Origin of the sequence: Lentibacillus sediminis (assembly GCF_002763455.1) — a bacterium.
In the GTDB taxonomy this organism is placed as follows: domain Bacteria; phylum Bacillota; class Bacilli; order Bacillales; family Amphibacillaceae; genus Lentibacillus_D; species Lentibacillus_D sediminis_A.
On the sequence record NZ_NIXK01000006.1, the window covers coordinates 1 to 22,876 of the forward strand.

25 protein-coding genes are annotated in these 22,876 nt (G+C 46.2%); 9 read left to right on the forward strand and 16 right to left on the reverse strand.

Annotated features, from left to right (window positions below):
* The first annotated feature begins 139 nt into the window (after positions 1-139).
* The 9 genes from sda (at position 140) to CEG13_RS10790 (ending at position 7,096) form a co-directional block, all read left to right on the forward strand.
* A complete protein-coding gene (sda, locus tag CEG13_RS10750; protein ID WP_100011892.1) occupies positions 140-292 on the forward strand; it encodes a sporulation histidine kinase inhibitor Sda in 153 nt (50 codons plus the stop codon).
* A gap of 261 nt (positions 293-553) precedes the next feature.
* On the forward strand, positions 554-2,875 hold the full coding sequence (locus tag CEG13_RS10755) for a Na+/H+ antiporter subunit A (protein WP_100011893.1): 2,322 nt from the start codon (positions 554-556) through the stop codon (positions 2,873-2,875).
* Positions 2,876-3,214 carry a Na(+)/H(+) antiporter subunit C gene (locus CEG13_RS10760; protein ID WP_100011894.1) on the forward strand — a complete coding sequence of 113 codons (339 nt, stop codon included), beginning with the start codon at positions 2,876-2,878 and terminating at the stop codon, positions 3,212-3,214.
* The gene (locus tag CEG13_RS10765) at positions 3,207-4,688 is read left to right on the forward strand and encodes a Na+/H+ antiporter subunit D (RefSeq protein WP_100011895.1); all 1,482 of its coding nucleotides are present in this window, start codon (positions 3,207-3,209) and stop codon (positions 4,686-4,688) included. Before CEG13_RS10760 ends, CEG13_RS10765 begins: the two co-directional genes overlap by 8 nt.
* Before the next feature lie 6 nt (positions 4,689-4,694).
* A complete protein-coding gene (locus CEG13_RS10770; protein ID WP_100011896.1) occupies positions 4,695-5,171 on the forward strand; it encodes a Na+/H+ antiporter subunit E in 477 nt (158 codons plus the stop codon).
* The gene (locus tag CEG13_RS10775; protein WP_100011897.1) at positions 5,172-5,480 is read left to right on the forward strand and encodes a monovalent cation/H+ antiporter complex subunit F; all 309 of its coding nucleotides are present in this window, start codon (positions 5,172-5,174) and stop codon (positions 5,478-5,480) included. It begins immediately after the preceding gene.
* On the forward strand, positions 5,464-5,838 hold the full coding sequence (mnhG, locus tag CEG13_RS10780; protein WP_100011898.1) for a monovalent cation/H(+) antiporter subunit G: 375 nt from the start codon (positions 5,464-5,466) through the stop codon (positions 5,836-5,838). The genes CEG13_RS10775 and mnhG overlap by 17 nt, the downstream gene beginning before the upstream one ends.
* Before the next feature lie 165 nt (positions 5,839-6,003).
* Entirely contained in the window at positions 6,004-6,708 is a 705-nt protein-coding gene (gene sigK / locus CEG13_RS10785; protein ID WP_100011899.1) for an RNA polymerase sporulation sigma factor SigK, read from the forward strand.
* Positions 6,709-6,757: 49 nt separating this feature from the next.
* Entirely contained in the window at positions 6,758-7,096 is a 339-nt protein-coding gene (locus CEG13_RS10790) for a hypothetical protein (RefSeq protein ID WP_143469667.1), read from the forward strand.
* Here CEG13_RS10790 and mtnN read toward each other — a convergent pair.
* The 16 genes from mtnN to CEG13_RS10870 all read right to left on the reverse strand — a co-directional run bounded on the left by mtnN (position 7,064) and on the right by CEG13_RS10870 (position 22,746).
* A complete protein-coding gene (gene mtnN / locus CEG13_RS10795) occupies positions 7,064-7,756 on the reverse strand; it encodes a 5'-methylthioadenosine/S-adenosylhomocysteine nucleosidase (RefSeq protein ID WP_100011901.1) in 693 nt (230 codons plus the stop codon). The two genes, CEG13_RS10790 and mtnN, sit on opposite strands and share 33 nt — an antisense overlap.
* Positions 7,757-7,772: 16 nt before the next feature.
* Positions 7,773-8,468 carry a DUF1510 family protein gene (locus CEG13_RS10800; protein WP_100011902.1) on the reverse strand — a complete coding sequence of 232 codons (696 nt, stop codon included), beginning with the start codon at positions 8,466-8,468 and terminating at the stop codon, positions 7,773-7,775.
* 126 nt (positions 8,469-8,594) lie between these two features.
* Positions 8,595-9,071, reverse strand: a complete 477-nt coding sequence (greA, locus tag CEG13_RS10805; protein ID WP_100011903.1) for a transcription elongation factor GreA — start codon at positions 9,069-9,071, stop codon at positions 8,595-8,597.
* 240 nt (positions 9,072-9,311) lie between these two features.
* The gene (gene udk, locus CEG13_RS10810; RefSeq protein WP_100011904.1) at positions 9,312-9,938 is read right to left on the reverse strand and encodes a uridine kinase; all 627 of its coding nucleotides are present in this window, start codon (positions 9,936-9,938) and stop codon (positions 9,312-9,314) included.
* Complete coding sequence (locus CEG13_RS10815; protein WP_338033009.1) at positions 9,935-10,597, reverse strand: O-methyltransferase; 663 nt, start codon at positions 10,595-10,597, stop codon at positions 9,935-9,937. The genes udk and CEG13_RS10815 overlap by 4 nt, the downstream gene beginning before the upstream one ends.
* A 90-nt stretch (positions 10,598-10,687) precedes the next feature.
* The gene (gene mltG, locus CEG13_RS10820) at positions 10,688-11,809 is read right to left on the reverse strand and encodes an endolytic transglycosylase MltG (RefSeq protein ID WP_239984625.1); all 1,122 of its coding nucleotides are present in this window, start codon (positions 11,807-11,809) and stop codon (positions 10,688-10,690) included.
* A 144-nt stretch (positions 11,810-11,953) separates the two neighbouring features.
* Complete coding sequence (locus CEG13_RS10825) at positions 11,954-12,241, reverse strand: DUF1292 domain-containing protein (RefSeq protein ID WP_100011907.1); 288 nt, start codon at positions 12,239-12,241, stop codon at positions 11,954-11,956.
* The gene (ruvX, locus tag CEG13_RS10830; RefSeq protein WP_100012163.1) at positions 12,241-12,666 is read right to left on the reverse strand and encodes a Holliday junction resolvase RuvX; all 426 of its coding nucleotides are present in this window, start codon (positions 12,664-12,666) and stop codon (positions 12,241-12,243) included. Before ruvX ends, CEG13_RS10825 begins: the two co-directional genes overlap by 1 nt.
* Positions 12,666-12,932: an IreB family regulatory phosphoprotein gene (locus CEG13_RS10835; RefSeq protein WP_100011908.1), complete on the reverse strand. Its 267-nt coding sequence runs from the start codon at positions 12,930-12,932 to the stop codon at positions 12,666-12,668. Before CEG13_RS10835 ends, ruvX begins: the two co-directional genes overlap by 1 nt.
* A 97-nt stretch (positions 12,933-13,029) precedes the next feature.
* Entirely contained in the window at positions 13,030-15,666 is a 2,637-nt protein-coding gene (gene alaS, locus CEG13_RS10840) for an alanine--tRNA ligase (RefSeq protein ID WP_100011909.1), read from the reverse strand.
* Positions 15,667-15,986: 320 nt separating this feature from the next.
* Positions 15,987-17,054 (reverse strand): AI-2E family transporter, encoded by a 1,068-nt coding sequence (locus CEG13_RS10845; RefSeq protein ID WP_100011910.1) that lies wholly within the window; start codon positions 17,052-17,054, stop codon positions 15,987-15,989.
* A 54-nt stretch (positions 17,055-17,108) separates the two neighbouring features.
* Positions 17,109-17,297 carry a hypothetical protein gene (locus CEG13_RS10850; protein WP_100011911.1) on the reverse strand — a complete coding sequence of 63 codons (189 nt, stop codon included), beginning with the start codon at positions 17,295-17,297 and terminating at the stop codon, positions 17,109-17,111.
* A gap of 122 nt (positions 17,298-17,419) precedes the next feature.
* The gene (gene recD2, locus CEG13_RS10855; RefSeq protein WP_100011912.1) at positions 17,420-19,729 is read right to left on the reverse strand and encodes an SF1B family DNA helicase RecD2; all 2,310 of its coding nucleotides are present in this window, start codon (positions 19,727-19,729) and stop codon (positions 17,420-17,422) included.
* A gap of 21 nt (positions 19,730-19,750) precedes the next feature.
* Positions 19,751-20,410, reverse strand: coding sequence for a tetratricopeptide repeat protein (locus CEG13_RS10860; protein WP_100011913.1), 660 nt, complete (start codon positions 20,408-20,410; stop codon positions 19,751-19,753).
* 62 nt (positions 20,411-20,472) lie between these two features.
* On the reverse strand, positions 20,473-21,585 hold the full coding sequence (mnmA, locus tag CEG13_RS10865) for a tRNA 2-thiouridine(34) synthase MnmA (RefSeq protein WP_100011914.1): 1,113 nt from the start codon (positions 21,583-21,585) through the stop codon (positions 20,473-20,475).
* Positions 21,586-21,600: 15 nt separating this feature from the next.
* Positions 21,601-22,746, reverse strand: a complete 1,146-nt coding sequence (locus tag CEG13_RS10870; protein ID WP_100012164.1) for a cysteine desulfurase family protein — start codon at positions 22,744-22,746, stop codon at positions 21,601-21,603.
* Between the last annotated feature and the right edge of the window lie 130 nt (positions 22,747-22,876).

Sequence of the window (22,876 nt, forward strand, 5' to 3'; positions counted from 1 at the left end):
CCCCAGTCTATAAAACAGTTGTGCACAAGTTATCTACAACCCTGTGTAGATAACTTGCGACTTGTCCCTAATCCCGAATCGTGATAAATTATAAATACTTCAAAAAACAAAATTTATATTTTCGGGAGGGGCTCTATTTATGGAACATTTGTCAGATGAATTACTAATTGAATCCTATCATAAAGCAAATGAATTAAATTTAAGCCCTGATTTTCTATTTTTAATTGAAGAGGAAATTCACAAAAGGCAGTTGTCACACAGAATAGAAAGTATTGAATTAGGCCAGTATTAACTAAAGAGAAATATAATAGGAAACAATTGGTTCAGCCCCTAGCATTTCACAAATGACAGGGGTTTTTTATTTTTCTTAAGGGTATCTTGTGTTAAACTATAGACTGGATAATCAGCAATTTACTGGCTTTCCCATGAAAGGTCGGTTGTGATCTTTTGCGTTCTCCATCCTGTCTTGCCAGCTTAACTATCATCCAATCCAGATTAGAACATTATCTAAAAAATTGAAAATGACTGATTCGCAAGGAGGCTCCTCATTCTAATGATATTTGCCGTACTCGTACCACTTCTCATCGCCTGTTTCATTCCACTTTTAAGCAAAATGAAACACAGGATACATACTGGAATTTTTGTTTTCTTTGTACCTCTCGCCATTTTTCTCTATTTTGTCCGCTACATAGGAGAAAATTTTACTCCGGTCAGAGAGACTGTAAACTGGATACCCTCGATGGGGATAAATTTTGACTTCTATCTGGACGGGCTGAGTTTACTGTTTGTCCTGTTGATTAGCGGGATTGGCGCACTTGTCGTCCTGTATTCCATTTATTATCTGGATAAGCAAGAACGTCTGGGGCAATTTTACGTTTATCTTTTGATGTTCATGACTGCCATGCTAGGTGTCGTTTTATCCGATAATGTGTTTGTATTGTACACCTTTTGGGAACTAACGTCTATTTCCTCTTTTCTTCTAATTGGCTATTGGCATTTCAAGGAACGCTCCAGATACGGGGCACTAAAATCAATGATGATTACCATATTTGGCGGACTGAGCATGCTTGGCGGCTTTGTGCTGCTTACCGTAGTCACAGGCACAACCAGCATTCAGGGAATGATCGACCAGACCGATACCATTTTAAACAGCAGCTACCTGCCGCTTATTCTTATTCTGGTCCTGCTTGGCGCATTCACCAAATCGGCCCAATTTCCGTTTCATATCTGGCTGCCTGACGCGATGGAGGCGCCGACACCTGTCAGTGCTTATTTGCACTCAGCAACCATGGTAAAAGCCGGTATCTTTCTCGTCGCCCGCTTTTCACCGATCTTTTCCACCTATGAATGGTTCTTTATCATTGTCAGTCTTGTTGGGATCCTCACACTGTGCTGGGCTTCCTATATGGCAGTCAGACAGACAGATCTGAAGGCAATCCTGGCTTTTTCCACGATCAGCCAGCTCGGGATGATTATGGCGATGCTCGGCTTTGGCACACAGGCTGCTGTGTTTGCCGCTGTCTTTCATATTTTAAGCCACGCTACCTTCAAAGGGAGTCTGTTTATGATTGCAGGGATTATCGATCATGAAACCGGCACAAGGGATATCCGTAAATTGGGCGGTCTGATGACACTCATGCCAATCAGCGCTACGTTGGCACTGTTTGGCACGTTTTCCATGGCCGGAGTTCCGCTGCCTTTCCTGAACGGTTTTTACAGCAAGGAGTTATTCTTTGGCTCCACACTGGGGCTGGACGGGAACATCCTGAGCCAGGCGATTCCTTATCTGGCCGTACTCGGAAGTATTTTTACCTTCGTTTATTCGATGTATTTCTTCTTCGGGGTGTTTACCGGACCGAAAAAACTGGACCAGCTGCCGAAGAAACCGCATGAAGCACCGATTGGCATGCACTTGTCTCCCATTATTTTGGTACTTGGGGTTATCGTCATCGGTATCTGGCCAAATTTGCTAAATGGGTCGTTTCTGTATCATGCAGCTTCTGCAGTAAATCCGGCAACGACTTATTATGAAGTCAGTTTCTGGCACGGATTTACCTATCCGCCACTTCTTATGTCCCTGGCCGTTGTCGCCGTCGGAACCGCTCTTTACCTGACCCGCCGGAAATGGGAAACGGTATACGGGGTACTGCCTGGCCGTCTTAGTCTCAACAAAGCATATGATGGTTTGATGAAAAGATTTGACACCTATTCGGATTCACTGACGAATTATTATATGACCGGCTCGCTGAAAAACTATATGGCGATTATTTTAGGCGCGACTTTCCTCGTGACAGCAGGTGTCATGCTGTATACCGGCGGATTTACGATCAGTTTTGATAACCTGGCAGAAGTGACCATTATAGAAGTGGCGATCATTCTGGCGATGATTATTGCCGCTGTGGCAACGATCTTTATCAATCACAATCTTGCGGCAGTGCTTGTCGCTGGAATCGTCGGATATGGCGTGGCTATGCTCTTTGTCATCTACCGGGCCCCGGATTTGGCGCTCACCCAGTTTGTCGTTGAAACGATTACGGTTGCTCTCTTTCTGTTATGTTTCTATCATCTGCCGAAATTACGGAAGCGGAAAGAATCGGCCCGCAGCAAATGGAAGAACGCCAGCATTGCCATTAGTTTTGGTGCAATGATGACTCTGATTGGCATCTCCACCCACAGCAGCAGATGGTTTGATTCGATTTCCGAATACTTTTTGGAAACATCCTACAAGCTGGGCGGCGGGGATAATGTCGTCAACGTTATTCTCGTTGATATGCGCGGACTTGATACACTGTTTGAGATCGCCGTGTTGGGCATTGCTGCACTGGCAATCTTCAGTCTCATCAAATGGAAGAAAAACAAAGGGGAGGCGGATTAATTGGAAATCATTACATCTATTTTGGCTGGCATTTTATTTGCGACAGCCATTTACAACATTTTGCAAAAACAATTTCTCCGTATCATTATTGGTACGACCCTGCTGACCCACGGAGCACATATATTCATTTTCACTTCGGGAAGGCTGAAAACCGGCCAGCCGCCTGTTTTGACAGAAGGGGTATCAGATTACACGGACCCCCTTCCACAGGCGTTAATCCTGACCTCCATCGTGATCAGTTTTGGTGTGACCAGTCTGTTATTGGTGCTGGCATATCGCACGAGCGAGGAGAATAATACCGATAATATGGAAGAATTAAGGGGAAACGAACATGAGTAATTTAGCAGTTTTACCAATCCTTATCCCATTAATCGCAGCTATCACCCTGGTTTTTTTCAATGGAAATGTTACGGTTTCCCGCGTCCTAACCAGACTTTTTTCTCTGGTCAGTCTGGGAGCTGCGCTGTATATTGCGTGGCATGCGATGGAAAATGGAACGATTATTCTTGAGACTGGTGACTGGGCTGCACCTTATGGGATTATACTGGTGGTCGATCGGCTGGCCGCACTTTTAATTGTGACGACGAATCTCGTGGCGGCAGCCTGTGCTTTTTATGCACCGCATGCCGGGCTTGGAAAAAAAGAATATTATTATTTCTACCCATTTTTCTTTTTCCTGATTACCGGTGTCTCCGGTGCGTTTATTACAGGAGACATTTTCAACCTGTTTGTGTTCTTTGAAGTATTGCTGATGGCCTCTTACGCCTTGATTGTGCTTGGCGGAGACAAAGTTCAGCTGCGAGAGTCAATCAAGTACCTGCTGATCAACCTGTTTTCCTCCATGCTGTTTGTTACGTGTATTGCCTTCTTGTATGCAGTTGTCGGCACGCTCAATATGGCTCACATAGCCGAACGTGTCCAGGAAGTGGATCAGCAGGGAATTTTGACGACAGTCGGTATTCTGTTCTTCTTTGTTTTTGCTACAAAAGCGGCATTGTTCCCGCTTTATTACTGGCTGCCTCATTCGTATATCCAGCCAAACCCGGTGATTTCAGCGCTGTTCGGTGCATTGCTGACAAAAGTAGGAATTTATTCCATTCTCCGTGTCTTTTCACTGATTTTCGTTCATCGCCTGGATATTACCCATGAGCTTTTTATCTGGATTGCCATCCTGTCGATGATATTTGGTGTAATCGGTGCCTTGTCTACCAATAATATTAAACTGATCATCGCGTACAATATTATCCCGGCCATTGGGTTCATTATTATGGGGATTGGCGTTTTCAACCAGGATGCTTTAAGCGGATCGGTCTATTATCTGGTGCATGATATGATCATTAAAGCGGCTCTCTTCCTGATTGTCGGTGCCATTGCCTATGTGGCAGGAACTTCCGATCTGAGAAAGATGGGCGGACTCATTCACTATTATCCGGCACTTGGCTGGCTGTTGTTTATCGCGGCATTTGTACTGGCCGGTATTCCCCCTTTCAGCGGCTTTATCGGAAAACTGCAGCTGCTGCAGGGTGCGTTTGGAGATGGTGAAATTATCCTTGCGATAACAGCCTTAATTACCAGTCTCCTTATCCTGTACTCAATCATGAAGATATTTATCCGTGGTTTCTGGGGAGAAAAAGACGAAACTGCCGGGTTTGGCACTAAATCCGTCAAGGGGATGATTGCACCGATTGCTTTCCTGCTGGCACTGTCCGTGCTTTTGGGTGTCGGAGCAGAATTCTTCTATCCGATTGTCGCATCAGTAGCTCAAAGCCTGCTTGATCCGCAAATTTACATCGATTCTGTATTAAAGGAGTAATCGACGATGGCTTTTCAAATTGTTGTCAATTTAATCATTGCAGTTATGTGGACGTTCCTCAGTGAATCCTATACGGCATCAAGCTTTATTACAGGGTATCTCTTAGGCGTTCTTCTGCTGTTTTTGCTGCGGCGATTCGTCCCGGGAAAATTCTATCTCAAGAGGTTTATCAGTATTTTGTCGCTGATTCTTCTGTTTCTCAAGGAACTGGTTTTGTCCAATCTGGAAATGGTCAAATATATTTATGGAAAAAAAGATAAGGCGGAGCCGGGCATTTTTTCACTTCCGCTTGATGTTAAAAGCTCATGGGAGATTACCCTCTTGGCGAATTTTATTACATTAACACCAGGCACGCTGAGTGTGGCCGTTTCTAAAGACAGCAGTGAACTGTTTGTCCACGCGATGAATATTGATACGGTTGAAGACGAGATCCGTGCAATCAAGGATACATTTGAGAAAGCAATTATGGAGGTGACCAGGTAAATGACAGCCATGCTTGAAATTACTGAACAACTTGTTACCATCTCTGCGGTCATTGCACTCGCTGCTATTGCAGCAGCAATCCTCATGGTCTTGTACCGGCTGCTCAAAGGACCAACACAGCCAGACCGGGCGGTGGCACTTGACTTAGTTGCGATTAATATGATGGGAGTCGCCGCTATACTTGCGGTGATGCTTGGAACCCAGCATTTAAATGACGTTGTGCTTCTCATCGGCATCCTGGCGTTTTTGGGGACACTTGCCATAGCAAAATATTTGGAGAGGGGCGTTATCATTGACAGAGATCGTTAGTATTATCGCCAATATTCTCGTAATCCTTTTCCTATTGGCAGGTGCATTTTTTATTGTATCGGCTGCAGTTGGCGTTGTCCGCTTTCCCGATCTTTACACACGGCTTCATGCCTCCAGCAAGGCTTCCACATTGGGAGTATCCTGTATATTGGTTGCCGGATTTATTTACCTGTATTCGGCCCATGCCATTGTGAGCGGGAAAATGCTCCTGGCTATCCTGTTTATTATGCTGACCAACCCTGTATCGGCACACATGCTTGGCCGGGCGGCACATGCAAGCGGCATAAAACCCTTCACCAAAAACCGCAGTGATGCATATGCGGATGCCATGAAAAATCAGCGCATGAAATCGGAATAATATAGCATGAAACCTTAAAAAGTGGCTTCTCCAACCAAGAGGGCCGCTTTTTTTATACCGCAATTTTCCCGTTTAACAAAAGATAACAGCGGACAGACACAAAACCCCTTTCCTTCTCATAAAGATGGTATATAGGCTTAAGCCCAAGAGGAGGAGGTAGATTTTTTGTCAGGAATCTTAAGTGTGCTTGCTCTCTTCATCAAAGAAGCCATGTTCTTTGTATCATATGTAAAAAACCACGCATTTCCCCAGCCTTTATCCTCAGAAGATGAAGCCAAATACCTAAAAGCCATGCGGGAGGGAGATGAAGAAGCCAGAAATAAACTGATTGAACATAATCTGCGGCTTGTTGCACATATCGTAAAGAAGTTTGAAAATACCGGTGAGGATGTCGAGGATCTGATTTCCATCGGTACGATTGGGTTGATCAAAGGTGTGGAGAGTTTTTCTCAGGATAAGGGAACCAAACTGGCTACTTATGCAGCCCGCTGTATTGAAAACGAAATCCTGATGCATTTGCGTGCCCTGAAAAAAGTGAAAAAGGACGTTTCCCTGCATGACCCGATCGGTCAGGATAAAGAAGGCAATGAAATCAGTCTGATTGATATTCTGGAAGCGGAAAATGATAATGTGATTGAATACATCCAGCTTAATATGGAAATTGCTAAAATGCAGAAATATTTCAACGTGCTTGATAACCGGGAAAAAGAAGTAATCGTCTACCGTTACGGATTAAATGATTACAAGGAAATGACCCAGCGGGAAATCGCCAAAAAACTGAACATCTCCCGCAGTTATGTCTCCCGAATTGAAAAAAGAGCGTTAATGAAAGTTTTCCATGAGTATTACCGCAAAGAGCAGCGGGGATAAGAACAAAAGCGGAAGCGCCCGTTTAGCGATGTATGGACTGCGCCCCGCCATGCGGAGTGGATCAGCGTTGCCGCTCGAAGCGGCGGTTTTAGCTGATCATTCCTTTGGAGGAGATAAAGGAAACACGCCCCTTCATAGGGGTGTGCCGACATTGGCGCGGGAGGCCCGTTTTAGTCGGCCTTCCTTAAACTTCGCCCCGATGTTGACTTATCGTACGGAGGTGAGGGAAGTCAACACAGCTTTAGCGCTGGAGCTGGCCGTGGCATACCCTCGCTATGGCTATCCGCAGTACGCGGTGATTTATAATTTCCTAAGCGAACGCGAAACGAGCGCATCAGAGATGCGCTCGTTTCTTTTAGTTATTGTCATCTGCCACCGAAATGATTAATTGCGCCGCATGGGACGCTGCTTTTTCCAAAAATGCATCAAAAGAAATGGAGGAATCTTTGCCCGCAATGTCCGATAGTGCCCGTATGATGACAAATGGTGTCTTGTACTGCCAACAGACCTGGGCGACAGCGGCTGCTTCCATTTCCGCAGCCAGCATCCCCGGAAATTTCCCGTGTACAAAAGCTACACGCTCAGGGTCTTCCATAAAAGTATCCCCTGTTGCGATAACACCTTGCTTGTAACCGATTGGCAGAGGTTCTACAGCAGCAATTGCCTTAGCAACCAGCTCCGCATCTGCTTCAAACATCGCCGGCATGCCTGGAACCTGTCCATATGCATAGTCAAAGGAAGTGACATCGACGTCATGATACACCACATGTGTGGAAATCACCACATCGCCTACTTCCAACTCCTCGGCAAACCCGCCTGCAGAGCCTGTATTGATGACATGAGTGGGGGCAAAACGCTCATGCATGATCGTCGTAGCCATGGCTGCATTCACCTTGCCGATTCCCGATTTGAGAAGTACAGCCTCCCTGCCCTGCAGCTTTCCTTCAATAAACAAACAACCTGCGACCGTTGTTTCTTTTTTCTCTGTCATATTTTCCGCGAGCAGTGCGACTTCTTCATCCATCGCACCTATTATTCCGAATTTCATCCCAGATTCCCCCTGCTTATTCCGGTATAACCACTTCGCTTAGTTCTTCTACTTTCGTTGGCTGCCATCCTTCTCCATCCACCCAGGAAAGGTAGACGCGGTATGTTTCCGAATAATCCGCACTGCTTACCACCGTAAATACTTGCTGTTCACCGTCATTGCCGACCCAGTTGGTAATCATGCTTTCTTGATCCAATCCGGTAACCATCGCCGCAGCCCTGGCAATTTCTATCCGGTCCTGTGAGCCATCTGTGTAATCGGTAGTATGCGGTCCTTCCTGTTCCGTTCCGACCGGCGGCCAATTACCCGTGTAGGCATCCGTCACAGCCTCACCGGACGGATCTGCCGGTTCGGTTTGTATGTTTTCATAATCTCCGTTCTCTTCTTGTTCTTGGTTTTCCTCTGACTCATCGGTATTCTCTTCTGTTTCACTGTCATTGTTTGCCGATTCTTCTTCTGCTTGTTCAGTATCCTGGGAGGTGTTTTCTTCCTCCGTGTTTTCCGTATTTTCTTCATCGTCATCGTCATTGATTGTTATATCAGAGGATTCATCTGTCTCGTCAGCTGTCTGATTTTCTTCCTCGCCGCCTCCGCCAAAAAACCAGATGGCTAAGAGCACAAGCACAAGAAAACCGGCAGCGACCAGCAGAATTGAGATGATTTTGGTATTCTTTCTTCGTTTTTCGTGTTTATTCAGGCGTGAATCACCCATGGTATTCCCTCCCCTACGTCGTCTTAGTTTATCATATCATATTTTACCGGAAAATTTATATGTAAAATGCATAGAGAGTCGACTTTTCAGCAAATAAAAAAGCGGAGTTGAATCCGCTTTTTATCTTTAATCCACTTTTACAATTTGCACCTGAATGTCGCCACCGGGGGTAACCACGGATACTTCAGCGCCGACTTCAAGACCGAGCAGGCTTTTTGCCATTGGAGAGTCATTGGAGATTTTCCCTTCAAACGGGTCAGCTTCCGCGCTGCCAACAATCATGTACGTCTCTTCTTCCCCATTCGGGATTTCCTTAAATGTGACCGATTTTCCTAAAGAGACCACACTTGGGTTGTTGTCGTCATTTTCTATTATAACCGCATTACGGATCATTTTCTCGACTTGGGCAATTCGTGATTCTACAAATGCCTGCTCATCTTTGGCGGCATCATATTCGGAGTTCTCGGATAGATCCCCGAAATCGCGGGCAACTTTTATCCTCTCCACCACTTCCTGACGCCGGTCTGTTTTTAAGTATGTCAGTTCATTTTCCAACTTCTCCTTGCCCTCTTGGGTCATGTAAAAACTTTTCTCTGTCGCCATTATCTTACACTCCTTTTTAAGCATCCTGTCCATTTTATGATATTTTTTTGAACACAGAAACTAATCTTGAAAAAAATTACTAAATCATACTATGGCAGAATCCAGTAAACAATTCAATACTTTTTTAGAAAAACTAAGGAATCGTTGCGTTTTCAGCGAAAGGCCTTAGTTTTTCTTATAAGGTCTTCCATTTAATTTAAATTTGACGTTGTTAGAAAAACTTACTCTTAGCAAAGCTGTTTATTTCCCCATCAGGATATTCTCAATTTTTGTCGCCATAATATCGATCGCCACTAGGTTCTGGCCGCCCTCCGGAATGATAATATCAGCATAACGTTTCGTCGGTTCAATGAATTGCAGGTGGGACGGTCTTACGTTGCTGATATACTGATCTATTACCGAGTCCAGCGTCCTTCCCCGTTCTTTAATATCTCTTAGAAGCCTGCGGATAATCCGGAGGTCGGCATCTGTGTCAACAAATACTTTGATGTCCATCATATCGACAAGCCGCGGATCATCCAGAATGAGGATCCCTTCCAGAATGATAACCTCTTTGGGCTCCACCTCCACCACTTCATTGGAGCGGGTATGAATTTTATAGTCATACACCGGCTTCTCAATTGACTGACATTGAAGGAGCTGATGCAGATGATCGATCAGCAGATCATTGTCGAAAGCAAAAGGATGATCATAATTGGTGTTCAGCCGTTCCTCCATGGGAAGATGGCTTTGGTCTTTATAATAATAATCCTGCTCCAGCACAAGAATCGTCTGGTCGGAGAAGCGCTGGCAGATCGAGTTGGTCACGGAAGTTTTTCCGCTGCCGCTCCCGCCTGCCACCCCGATCACTACAGGTTTTTCTTTCATCGGATGGTGCTCCTTTCAGCGGTTTTGATACTGATGGCAATCCCGTCGCCCACCGGCACGATCGAGCTGGAAAATGCCGTGTGCTCCATCATCCACTTATTATAATCACGCAGTTTTTCCACCATTTTGGCATGGCGCGGGTTTGCTGAGGCCGGATCGGCAACATGTCCGCGAAACAGGACATTATCGGAGAGCACCAGCCCGCCTCCCCGGAGGAGTGGAGCAGCCAATTCAAAAAACCGTTTGTACTGCCCTTTTGCCGCATCAATCAGGACCAAATCAAAAACCGTCCCTGTCTCCACCAGCTTGCTGATTTCATCCAGGGCATCACCATGAATGACATTAATTTGGCCGGAATGCTGCTGCCGCTCAATATTCCTCACTGCCTGATGGTAGCGTGTATCATCTTTCTCGATAGTGATAATTGCTGCATCCGGATTTGCCTGAAGCATCCTTAATGCAGAATAACCGATGGCTGTGCCGATCTCAAGAATATTTACAGGCTGATGAAGCCGGATTAATTGCATGATAAACTCCATGCTCACCGGATCCATAATCGGTACATGATCTTTCTTGGCCTGCTGTTCCATTTCCAGAACCCAGTCTTCTTTCGGTAGCAGTGTTTCATATAAATAAGTGTTCAGTTGCTCGTCCATCATTATCTCCTGCTTTTTCAATCATGTAGTTATTCTTTTATAGCGGCAGCCATGGAAAAAGGGAGGGAATTTCAGCTCATTCCCTGCTCGGATTTATTCCATATGATCCGCGATATTTTGCTCGTGCCCGTCATAGGTTTCTGCATAATGAATCTGCCCTTCACTGTCATGCAGGAAGTAAAGGTAATCGGAGTCTTCCGGATTCAATATGGCCGCAAGTGACGATTCCGCAAAATTGGAAATCGGCCCGATCGGCAATGTATTAATCTGATAGGTATTATACGGTGAATCCACTTCCAGGTCTTCGTAAGTCACCTGGTCTTTATGCTCACCCAGTGCGTAAAGGACGGTCGGGTCTGTCTGCAGCGGCATGCCTTCTTCCAGCCGGTTGTAAAATACTCCGGCAATCTGTCTGCGCTGATCGGCATTGCCGGTTTCTTCTTCAACGACAGAGGCAAAGGTGAGTGCCTCATGCACTGTGAAGTCTGATTGCTCTATTTCCTGCATGTAGGAAGAAACGATAGACTGTGTTTCGTCCAGCATTTTTTCAATGACTGTCTCTATGCCTGGCTGTTCTTCATAAAACGAATAGGTCGCCGCAAATAAATAACCTTCCAGCGGTGTGCGAATTTCCTCTGCCAGAATCGCATCCGTTAAAATGGTGGAATATTGCTTCATCAGCTGTTCAATATAAATCGGATCATTCACCTTGTCGAGAAACTCTTCCTTGCTGAAGTCAAGCTCTTCCCCATAGATTCCGGCAATCTGGTCAATGGTCAGGCCTTCCGGTATTGTCACAGTATGGACGGGTTCTGCCATTACCATGCCTGTTTTTAGCGATTCAATCAGTTCATTTATCGTCATCGAAGGAGAAAAGGTATATTCTCCTGCCTGAAATTGTGATTCATTATTTAATTTCACGTAGATTTGAAAGATCCGTGCGTTATTTATAATCCCGTTTTCCTCCAGAATACCGGCAATAGCAGAAGGTGTAGAACCAATCGGGATCTCCACATCGATTTGCTCTTCACTGTCCGGGTCAACGGGCTCCAATGCGGATGACACATAAAAATAGCCCGCCACTGTGCCGACTACCAGAATAAGCAGCAGTGCGGCGATAACAGTAAATACAATCTTCCTGACCGTTGTCGCCTCTTCCCCGCGGGCTTGGAGACTATTCTTGTACTGCTTGTTTTTCCTTATTCGCTTGAACACTCCCTCTCCCCCTCTCATTCGCTATATTATACTAAAAAACGGCAGGAGATGCCATTATTATATGATCGCTTCTGTGTAAACCCGGCAAATGCAGAAAAAACTGATGCCGCAGCGCGCGACACCAGCCGGTTTTTCTGCCGTCAATTAAGATTCGCTATCTTCCTCTGCCAGCGTATGCAGCATTTCCTCGACCATTTCCCACTCTTCATCTGATTCAATCGGGAAGAGGGACAGGTCGTCATCATCCTTATTCTTCTCTTCATATCGGAAGGCGTACACTTCTACTTCTTCGTCCTCTGACTGCTCCCCGGGCACTACTGCAATATAAGAATGCCCGGTCTTGTCCACATCAAAGGTAAACAAAACCTCAAATAAATGTTCTTCGCCGTTTTCATCCGGAATGATAATGCGTTCTTTTTCTTCCAATCCCATTATTGCCCTCCTTTGTTTTGATCCAGATATCCTTGCAATATCATGACTGCAGCCATTTTGTCGATGACTTTTTTTCGCTTCTTTCTGCTCATGTCAGCTTCCAGAAGCACACGTTCCGCAGCAATTGTTGTTAAACGCTCATCCCATAATACTGCCGGGATGCCGTGGACATTTTCCACATGTTCGGCATAATCCTGAGAAGCTTCTCCACGTTCGCCGATGGTCCCATTCATATTTTTCGGGAGACCAATCACAGCTTTCCCTATTTCATGCTCTGCTATTATCCTGGTGAGCTCCTCATCAGCGGAAGTGATTTCTTCCTCTTTCCATTTGACAGTGGTAAGCCCCTGAGCCGTCCAGCCAAGGGCGTCACTAACAGCTACGCCAATTGTCCGGGAACCGACATCCAGTCCGATCATCTTTATCACTTTTTCTTATGCTCTTCCAAATAAAATTTAACGAGCTCTTCAATCACTTCATCCCGTTCAATTCTGCGGATCAGATTTCTGGCATCCTTATGCCGCGGAATATAAGCAGGATCACCAGACAGCAGATAGCCAACAATCTGATTTATCGGGTTGTAGCCTTTTTCCTGCAGTGCCTCATGAACAGTAAAGAGGATTTTTTCAATATCCTGGTCGAAAGGTTCCTCGGAAAAATTAAACTTCATCGTCTTATCAATCGAGCTCATTGCGACACCTCTTTTTTGAAATAACTTGCGAATGGTTGATCTGATACATATTCTAACATTTTTCCCGGAAATATCATACGTTTACAGTCAAATTATGCTATAACTTTTCCGTCAGATACTCCTCTGCGGCCTTCAGAGCTTCTGTGATATTCTCTGGATTTTTGCCGCCGGCCTGTGCCATGTCCGGCCGGCCGCCGCCACCGCCGCCGCAGCGAGTGGCAGCTTCTTTTATCAGATTTCCTGCATGCAGTCCGCGTTCCATCAGATCCTTGGATACTCCTGCTGCCAGCTGTACTTTTCCGTCTTTTTCTGCTGCCAGCAAAATCACCCCGGAGCCAAGCTTTTGTTTCAGCTCATCCACCATGTTGCGCAGCTGGTTCATATCTTTTGCCGCCACCTTCTCTGCAAGGAGGCTGACATCCTTGACTGTTTTGGTTTTCTCCAGAATAGAAGATGCTTCATTGTTGGACAGTTTAGCATTGAGCGACTCATTTTCTTTCTTCAGGGATCGGATCTCCTGAAATAAACCTTCAATCCGCTCTGGCAGTTGATCCTCATTGGTTTTCACCTTTTGTGATGCCTGCTTAAGCAGTTCTTCTTTATTGCTCAAAAGTTCATAGGCTGATTTTGAGGTAACTGCTTCGATTCTTCTGGTTCCGGCGCCAATCCCCGTTTCTTGGGCAATTTTAAAGAGACCTATGTCGGAAGTCGTCTCTACATGGCAGCCGCCGCATAATTCGATGCTGTAATCGCCGATTTGCACGACACGGACGACGTCACCGTATTTTTCGCCGAACAGCGCCATTGCTCCCATTTCTTTTGCTTCATCAATTTTTTTATGGTCAATCACCAGCTGAATCTGCTGCCAGATTTTTTCATTGACGATTTGTTCCACCTGTTCCAGCTCTTCCTGGGAGACAGTGCTGAAATGGGAAAAATCAAACCGCAGCCGATCTGGTGTGACCAGGGACCCGGCCTGATTGACATGTTCGCCTAGTACATCCTTCAATGCCTGATGCAGCAAGTGTGTTGCCGTATGGTTTTTTACAACCCCAGAGCGGAATTGCTTGTCAACCATCGCTTTGACGGTGTCTCCCTTATTGAACTTGCCTTCTTTCACCGTCACACGGTGCACATGCTGCCCCTTTGGCGATTTTTGCACATCTTCAACATACGCGGAGGCATGATCGGTGTAAATCCAGCCATCATCTGCAACTTGTCCGCCGCTCTCTGCGTAAAACGGGGTCTCTTCCAGAAACAGGAGTACTTCCTGGCCGGCACCTGCTTCCTCCGCCGTTTCGCCGCCGTCAATGATCGCCGTGATAACCGTATCGGTTTCCAGCCGGTCATAACCGACAAATTCACTTTTGACCTCCAGATCGCTGAGCACCTGATCCTGAACTTGCATCGAATCCACTTTCTGCCTGGCATTCCTGGCACGTTCACGCTGTTTTTCCATTTCACGGGCAAATCCTGCTTCGTCGATGGTAAAGCCTTCCTGGTCCACATATTCTTCTGTCAGCTCTTTCGGAAAGCCAAATGTGTCATATAAACGGAACACTTCTTCACCAGGAAAGATAGTGCTTCCCTTGGTTTTTTCTTTTTCCATTGTCGAGCGGAGAATATCCAGTCCATCGTTCAATGTTTCATGGAAACGTTCCTCTTCCACTTTCACCATATTTTCGATAAATTCCTGCTTCCGGGTAACTTCCGGATAATAATCTTGCATGATTCCCCCGACAATACCGACGAGTTCATACATAAATGGCTTTTCAATGCCGATTTCCTTGGCGAATCGGACAGCGCGGCGCAGCAGCCGGCGCAGGACATAGCCCCTGCCTTCATTGGATGGAACGGCGCCATCACCGATCGCAAAACTGACAGTACGGATGTGGTCGGCAATTACCTTAAATGCCGTATCACCTTCCCGGCTGCTGCCATAAGTAGTATTGGCGAGGGCTTCTGTTTTCCGGATGATCGGCAAGAACAAATCAGTCTCGAAATTGGTTGGCACGTCCTGAATCACCGAAACCATCCGCTCCAGCCCCATGCCGGTGTCAATATTTTTCTTTGGTAACGGCGTATAAGTGTCATCCGGGTTATGATTGAACTGGGAAAACACCAAGTTCCAGATTTCCAGATAACGATCGTTCTCCCCGCCAGGGTACAGTTCCGGATCATTCGGGTCATTGCCGTATTTCTCGCCGCGATCGTAGAAAATCTCCGTGTTTGGTCCGCTTGGTCCCTCACCAATATCCCAGAAGTTCTCTTCCAGTCGGATGATTTGCTGTTCCTGAAGCTTTATATCATTCAGCCAAATATCATAGGCTTCATCGTCCTCCGGGTGAACGGTCACAGCCAGCAGTTCGGGATCAAACCCGATCCATTTATCACTTGTTAAAAATTCCCACGCATATTCAATCGCTTCTTTTTTGAAATAGTCGCCAATCGAGAAATTCCCGAGCATCTCAAAGAAGGTATGATGCCTCGCTGTGAAGCCGACATTTTCAATATCATTGGTACGGATCGCCTTCTGGGCATTGACGATTCGCGGATTGTCCGGAATTATCCGTCCGTCAAAGTATTTTTTCAGTGTAGCCACACCACTGTTGATCCAAAGCAATGTTGGGTCCTCTTTTGGCACAAGGGAAGCACTTGGCTCCACCCGATGGCCTTTTTCTTTAAAGAAATCAATGTACATTTGCCGTACTTGGGCAGATGTCAGCTGTTTCATCGGTGTTCCTCCTTGTATTCGTTTTTATTATTACTTTTGTCATTAAAAAAATCCCGTTCCTCTGCCTCAGCAGGGACGAGATTGTATCGCGGTACCACCCTAATTATGAACGCACTGGTTCATCACTTTTCAGGTCATGGTAACGGTCTGACACCGGCGGGGGTTAGCCGCACTCCAGTTTAGCTTTCCATGACACTGGGGTGCAGGATTTTTTTCAGCCAGGAAAATCCCTCTCTAATCCACCGTTATCATGTACTCCGAACCTTCTGCGTTTTAAATGGTATAATCTAGCGTTAGTATAAAAAACTTAACCAGGATTGTCAATCATTGCGCCTAAAGACAAGCATTTCTGTGACAGCAACCTTCAATACGGCCAAAAGGGGGACAGCAATAATCAGGCCAATGATGCCAAACAGCTCACCGCCAAGCAAAAGGGCGAAGATAATCGCCACGGGATGGATGTCAATACTTTTGCCGACGATATAAGGTGAAAGCAGATTTCCCTCGATCACCTGAATCACAAGAATCGCGAGAGCCACAAATAGCACCATTTGTCCCGAGATGGTCAGCGAAATCGCCACAGCAGGGACAGCACCGATAATCGGGCCAAAATACGGAATGATGTTCGTTACGGCCATGACAATTGCCAGAAGCAGTGCATAATCAAGCCCAAGAAACTGAAAAGCAATCCAGGAAGCCACTCCGACAAACAGGCAGACAAGCAGCTGGCCACGGATATAATTGCCGAGGCTCTCATCCACCGCATGAACCATCCGGCTCATGCGCGACTGGTATTTTCCAGGCACAAATTTTTTCACAAACCCTTTCAGGTTGTCAAAATCCTTAAGAAAATAAAACACCAGCACCGGAATGACGGTCAGAAAAATCACCATATCAAACAGCTTTGTCATACCGCCGATCAGACCATCAAGCACATTCGAAAGCCCTGCTTCGACACCGCGAATGACTTCATCCATCTTATCGTGAATCATCTCAGGAAGAAACGACGTGTATTCATACATCTGGTAAATTAATGTTTCATATTGCCGGATTAACACAGGCAGCTGCTGGTTCAGGTCATGCACCTGATGAACGACCGCCGGATAGACCCGGTAGACGAGGTAAGCAATGCCGCCAAAAAAAAGGAGATAAATCATCAGGATGGCCAAACCGCGCGGAAGGTGGTAGACATGCAGTTTATCAATCACCGGATACAATAAATAGGCAATCAATGCGGAAACTAGAAATGGCGCAAAGAGATGCAGCAAAAACGCTGCCGCTGCCCCGTACATTGGGAATAATTTCACAAGCAAGTAGAGAAACAAAAAAACAAGAATGCCAATGATAAGCCAGTACATGAACTCCAGCGCTTTATGCTTTAAGAACATGGATGATCTCTCCTCGCGCTTTTAGAATAGCATTTGGCATATGGCGATAGATTATCATTCCATTGTTCTTTCCTCAGCAGAAAACAGATCATCGAGGCTGCTCAGCGAACCATCTGCTTCCACCTGACTGACGGTTAACCGGTTATCGGTCACGGCGATTTCTATAAAACAGGTCCAGCAATAATACTGCTGCACACCGATTTTGCCTAAATCTTTTCCACTGCAGTTCGGGCACCGCATCATACATTTTCCCCACCTTTAAAACTTCCCTGCATCAGCAGGCTGGAGTCGCCTGCTCGTAATATGAGAGAACAAGATTAATGTATTATGCTATGGTCGCCCGAAATGGCATAAAATATACCTTTTCACATGAAATCATAAGGGCTAATGTCTTCTTCATTTTTCTCATCTGCAGACAATTCCTTATTTTGCAGTTTCATTCTTAGCTGCTCCTGGAGTGCTGTGTTGCGCCTGTTGGTATCAACTGTTTGAATTCCGCGCTTAAAGGCTGCTTCTTCTCCGCAAATAATCAACGACTCCTTGCTTCTGGTAATTGCCGTATAAAGCAGGTTTTTGCGGAGCATGCGATGATAGCCGGACACGACCGGCATAAGGACGATTGGAAACTCCGACCCTTGCGATTTATGGATCGAGATGCAATAGGCATGGGTGATATTAACATAATCTTTCCGTTCGTAAACCACTTCTTTGTCCTCGAACTGAATCACCAGCTGTTCCACATTTTCCGTGTTTTCCTCTTCCCGGAATATCGCTGCCACTTCGCCGATATCTCCATTGTATACTGCGTTTTCCGGCTGATTGACAAGCTGCAGTACTTTGTCACCGACACGGTATACTGCGTCATTTGTCCGGATCTCCCGCTTATTCGGGGTCTTTGGATTGATCAGCTGCTGCAATTCCTGATTAATTTGGTTAATTCCGGCTTGGGAGCGGTACATCGGGGCAAGCACTTGAATATCTTTAACATCAATACCTTTCTCTTTCGCCTTTTTGAAAATAGTCATAATGACATTCAGCATCTGCGGCTCATAACAGGGAATAAAGCTGAAATCTTTGGCATTGGAAAGTGTGACGTCCTGATCGTTTTTGATCTCATGGGCAAGCTGAATAATTTTCGAGCCCTCTTTCTGCCGGTATACTTCATGCAGCCGAACAAGCGGAATAGCTTCACTGCCCAGTAAATCGGAAAGCACCTGGCCTGGACCGACGGATGGCAGCTGATCCTCATCCCCGACCAAAAGCACCTGCATCTCGTCAGGAATTGCTTTAAAAAGAGAGTTAGCCAGCCAAATATCGACCATGGAAAATTCATCGACAATCAGAAACTTGCCTGACAGCCGCTCATTTTCATTTTTCTCAAATCCCTCCCTGCCATCCCAGCCGAGCAGCCGGTGGATCGTCGAGGCAGGCAGCCCGGTGGATTCGTTCAGCCGTTTGGCCGCCCTGCCGGTGGGAGCAGCAAGAATGAACGGGTAATCGCTTTTCTTGTCATAGTCCTCCGGGTCAAGCGACAGTTCATGAATCGCTGCATAGGCATGGATAATTCCTTTGATGACCGTGGTTTTACCTGTGCCAGGCCCGCCGGTGACGATCATTGCCTTGGATTCCAGTGACTGTTTGATCGCTTCAAACTGCTCCTTGCCATAGCTGAGCACTTCGGTTTCTTCAATATCCCCGGTGATTTTCATCAGATCCGCAAGTGTCGTTGTTTGTTCCACTGACTTTTCGAGAATCCGCTTAACATGGCTTGAAAAACCGTCCTCTGCATAATAGAGGGAAGGGAGATAAACACGAGTCTCTTGAATAATGACCTTCTTCTGCTTGTTTAGGTTCTGCAGTTCTTCCAATATGATTTTTTCCGTGAGGGAGTTGGCGGAAAGTAATTTCAGCATCCTCCCAGTGCATACGTTCAATGGCAAAAACACATGCCCTTCCTGGATGCTCTCTTGCAGCACATAAATACACCCTGCGCCGATGCGGCTCGGGTGATCGGCTGAAATGCCGTGCTGTTTGGCAATCCCGTCGGCCGTCTGAAAACCAAACCCTTCAATATCAAACACACATTGGTACGGATCTTCCTGCAGCACATTCACTGCTTCCTCTTTGTACTGTTCATAAATCTTCTGTGCCATCTTCAAGCCGATCCCATATTTCGACAAATAAACGGCGACATGCTCAAACCCCTGATTTTCCTGGAGGTGTTTTGCAAGCTTGTCCGCCGTTTCCTGTTTGATCCCCGGCACTTGCTTCAGTGCCTTCTTGTCATCAAGTATCTTGCTAATTGCTGTTTCACCAAGATGTTCGACAATCCGTCTGGCGGTCTTTTCGCCAACACCATAAAACAAATCACTGGAAAGATAGGCAATAAGTCCATCCCGGGTACTCGGAATAAACGTCTGATAGCTGTCCACTTTGTATTGTGTGCCAAATTTCACATGCCGCTCCAGTGTGCCGTAAAAGAAATAAGGGGTTTGTTCCTGAAGACCGGAGAAATAGCCTTTGGCAACAATTTCTTTTTCCCGGAAATCCTCGTTCGTCTCCAGCACCTTCAATTTGGCAATGGAAAAATGCTCCGCCTCATTGCGGAATATGGTAAAAAGGAGCTCTCCCTTGATATATCCTTTTGCCGTCTCTGTCGCCACGTCTCTGTCCATCCGCAACAACCCCGCTTATTTTTATTCGTTCAGCAATTTTTCTGCATTTTTCTTTCCATTGGTAGCCAGCACATGCTCCGGCTGCGCCTGCAGTGCCTCTTCAAAATGACGAAGCGCTTCATCAGGCTCTCCGCCTAAAAGTGCGATAACGCCAAGATTGTAATGGGCATCCGGATGCTGTGAATTTATTTTCAGCACCTGCCGGAATACAGGTTCGGCATCGGAGACATGGTCGGTCTGTGCTAGGGCGAGGCCATACTGGAACAGAACTTCTTCATCTTCCGGAGCCAGTTCGGATGCCCGCAGCAAATATGGCAATGCCAGTTTGTCATGTTCCTGCATTTGAAATGTCATACCGAGCATGAAATATACATCACTTTCTTCCAGACCCAGATCGATTGCCTGTTGAAAATTTTCCTGGGCCTTCGGATATAGTGACTGTTCAAAGTAAATATTCCCCAGTCCATAATAAGCAGTAGCCGCATGGGCATCCAGTTCCACGGCTCTTTTAAAAAAGCGCTCAGCATGCGGGTAGTCCTTCATATGCAGCAGCAAATTGCCGAAATTCACAAACCCGATCGGATCATCCGGTTGCTCTTCAATGACTTCATTAAACAGCTTGGCCGCTTCTTCCCATTTATTTTCCTTCATATATTGAATCGCCTGTTGGTTTTTGTCCATGGAATAACTCCTTATCAGCGGTTTTTTTAAAGCTTATGCCGGAGCGAGCTATGATAAGCAATTTACCCGACATAGTCAAGGGCACGATTATTTTTGATGATTTCATCAATCGTACCGCCGCCGAGGCAGACATCCCCATCATAGAAAACAACCGCTTGTCCCGGTGTGACCGCCCGTTCCATATTGGCAAAATCCACTCGTGCTTTACCATCTTCCATTTTAGTCACTGTAACATTGCTGTTTTTTTGCCGGTAGCGGAATTTGGCCGTACAAGTGAATTGATCTGTTATTTGCTCAGGGTGAATCCAGTTTACATCGGTCGCAATCAAACCATCTGAGTACAGTTTTTCATTGGCAAACCCCTGCTCGACGTAGAGTACATTCTTTTTCAGATCTTTACCTACAACGAACCACGGATCTCCCGCACCGCCGATCCCGAGTCCCTGACGTTGACCAAGTGTGTAATACATCAGCCCGTCATGACGTCCTTTTACCGTCCCGTTCATGGTTTGCATTTCTCCCGGCTGGGCCGGCAGGTATTCACTGAGGAATTCTTTGAAATTGCGCTCCCCGATAAAGCAGATGCCGGTTGAGTCTTTCTTTGCAGCTGTGACAAGATCGTGCTTTTTGGCCATTTCCCGGACTTTTGGTTTTTCCAAATGCCCCAGCGGGAACATGACTTTTTCCAGCACCTCTTCAGAAAGCTGGTTCAGAAAATACGTCTGATCTTTATTGTCGTCCGCCCCGCGCAGCATGTAATAACGGCCGTCTTCTTCTTTTACCTGTGCATAATGCCCGGTTGCCAGGTAATCCGCGCCAAGTGACATGGCATGGTCCATAAAAGCCTTGAATTTGATTTCTTTATTACATATCACATCCGGGTTGGGTGTGCGTCCTGCTTTATATTCATCAAGGAAATAAGTAAATACCTTATCCCAGTACTGTTTTTCAAAATTAACCGAGTAATAGGGAATGTCCAGCTGATTGCAGACACGGACTACATCATCAAAATCCTCTGTAGCTGTGCAGACACCGAATTCATCGGTATCGTCCCAGTTTTTCATGAAGATCCCGACAACGTCATAGCCCTGTTCCTTCAGCAAAAGGGCGGCAACTGAGGAATCAACCCCACCGCTCATTCCAACTACAACCCGCGTATCTTTGTTGTCTTTCATTTGTTTCACCTCTTTTTATCTTTCCGTTAAACGTTTGACAATCCGGGCCACCCGCCAAGCAGCCTCAGTGACATTTTCTTCTGTGTTGTACGAGCCAAAGCTGAAGCGGATCGAATTCGTGGTGCAGGCATGGTCACTGCCGAACATTGCTGAGAGTACATGAGAAGGTTCCACGGAGCCTGCCGTACAGGCACTTCCGCTTGATGCAGCAACCCCGTCCAGGTCGAAATTCATCAGTAATGTTTCCACATTGGTGCCTGGAAAACTGAGATTGACAATGGAAGGCACCGTAGCTGTCTCCTCCCCATTTACGTCAAAACGGATGTTTTCATTTCGCAATTCATCCAGAAACAGCTGACGAAAATGCTGATAGCGCTTCTGATTGGCTTCTTTATTCTTTTGTGCCAACTCTACTGCTTTTTGAAAACCAACAGCGCCTGGAACATTTTCTGTGCCGGGACGCCGTTTTCTTTCCTGTTCCCCGCCGAACTGCAATGCTTGCAGTTTCACATGATCTGCAGCATACAAAAAGCCAATGCCTTTGGGCCCATTAATTTTATGGGAAGAAACCGTCAGCATATCCACTCCAAGCTCTGTCACGTCCAGATCCAATAAACCGAAAGCCTGCACGGCATCGGTGTGGAAATACGCCTGATGGTCACGAAGCACAGCACCGATTTCGGCAATTGGCTGCACTACACCAGTCTCGTTATTTACATACATAACAGAGACAAGAATCGTATCATCCCGCAGTGCCTGTTCGAGGTGCTCCACCTTGACACTGCCGCTTTCATCGACTGGCAAAAACGTCACTTTGAATCCCTGCGTTTCCAGGTATTCTGCTGTATGAAGCGTAGCGTGGTGTTCCTGTACGGTTGTGATAATATGGTTTCCTTTGTCGCGATTGGCCATTGCTGTACCGATCAGAGCAAGGTTGTCGGCTTCCGTACCGCCGCTGGTGAAAATAATTTCCTTTTCATTTGCTCCGATGCTCCCGGCCATCACACGCCTTGCCGCGTCTAGCCACTGCCGTGCTTTTCTGCCAAATGAATGAACACTGGAGGGATTGCCGAACACCTCCTGATAAACCGGCTGCATTGCCTCAAGCACCCGCGGATCCATTGGCGTCGTTGCGGCATGATCCAGATAAATTGCTTCCATGCTTGTTTCTTCCTTCCGTGTAAAATCTTTTCCGTTGCTTCTGGCTGTTGAATTAGGGACGAATTCGTTTTTTATAACAAAATACATAAACTGTGACGTAACGCCTGCCGCTACGGAAATACCCCTCGCT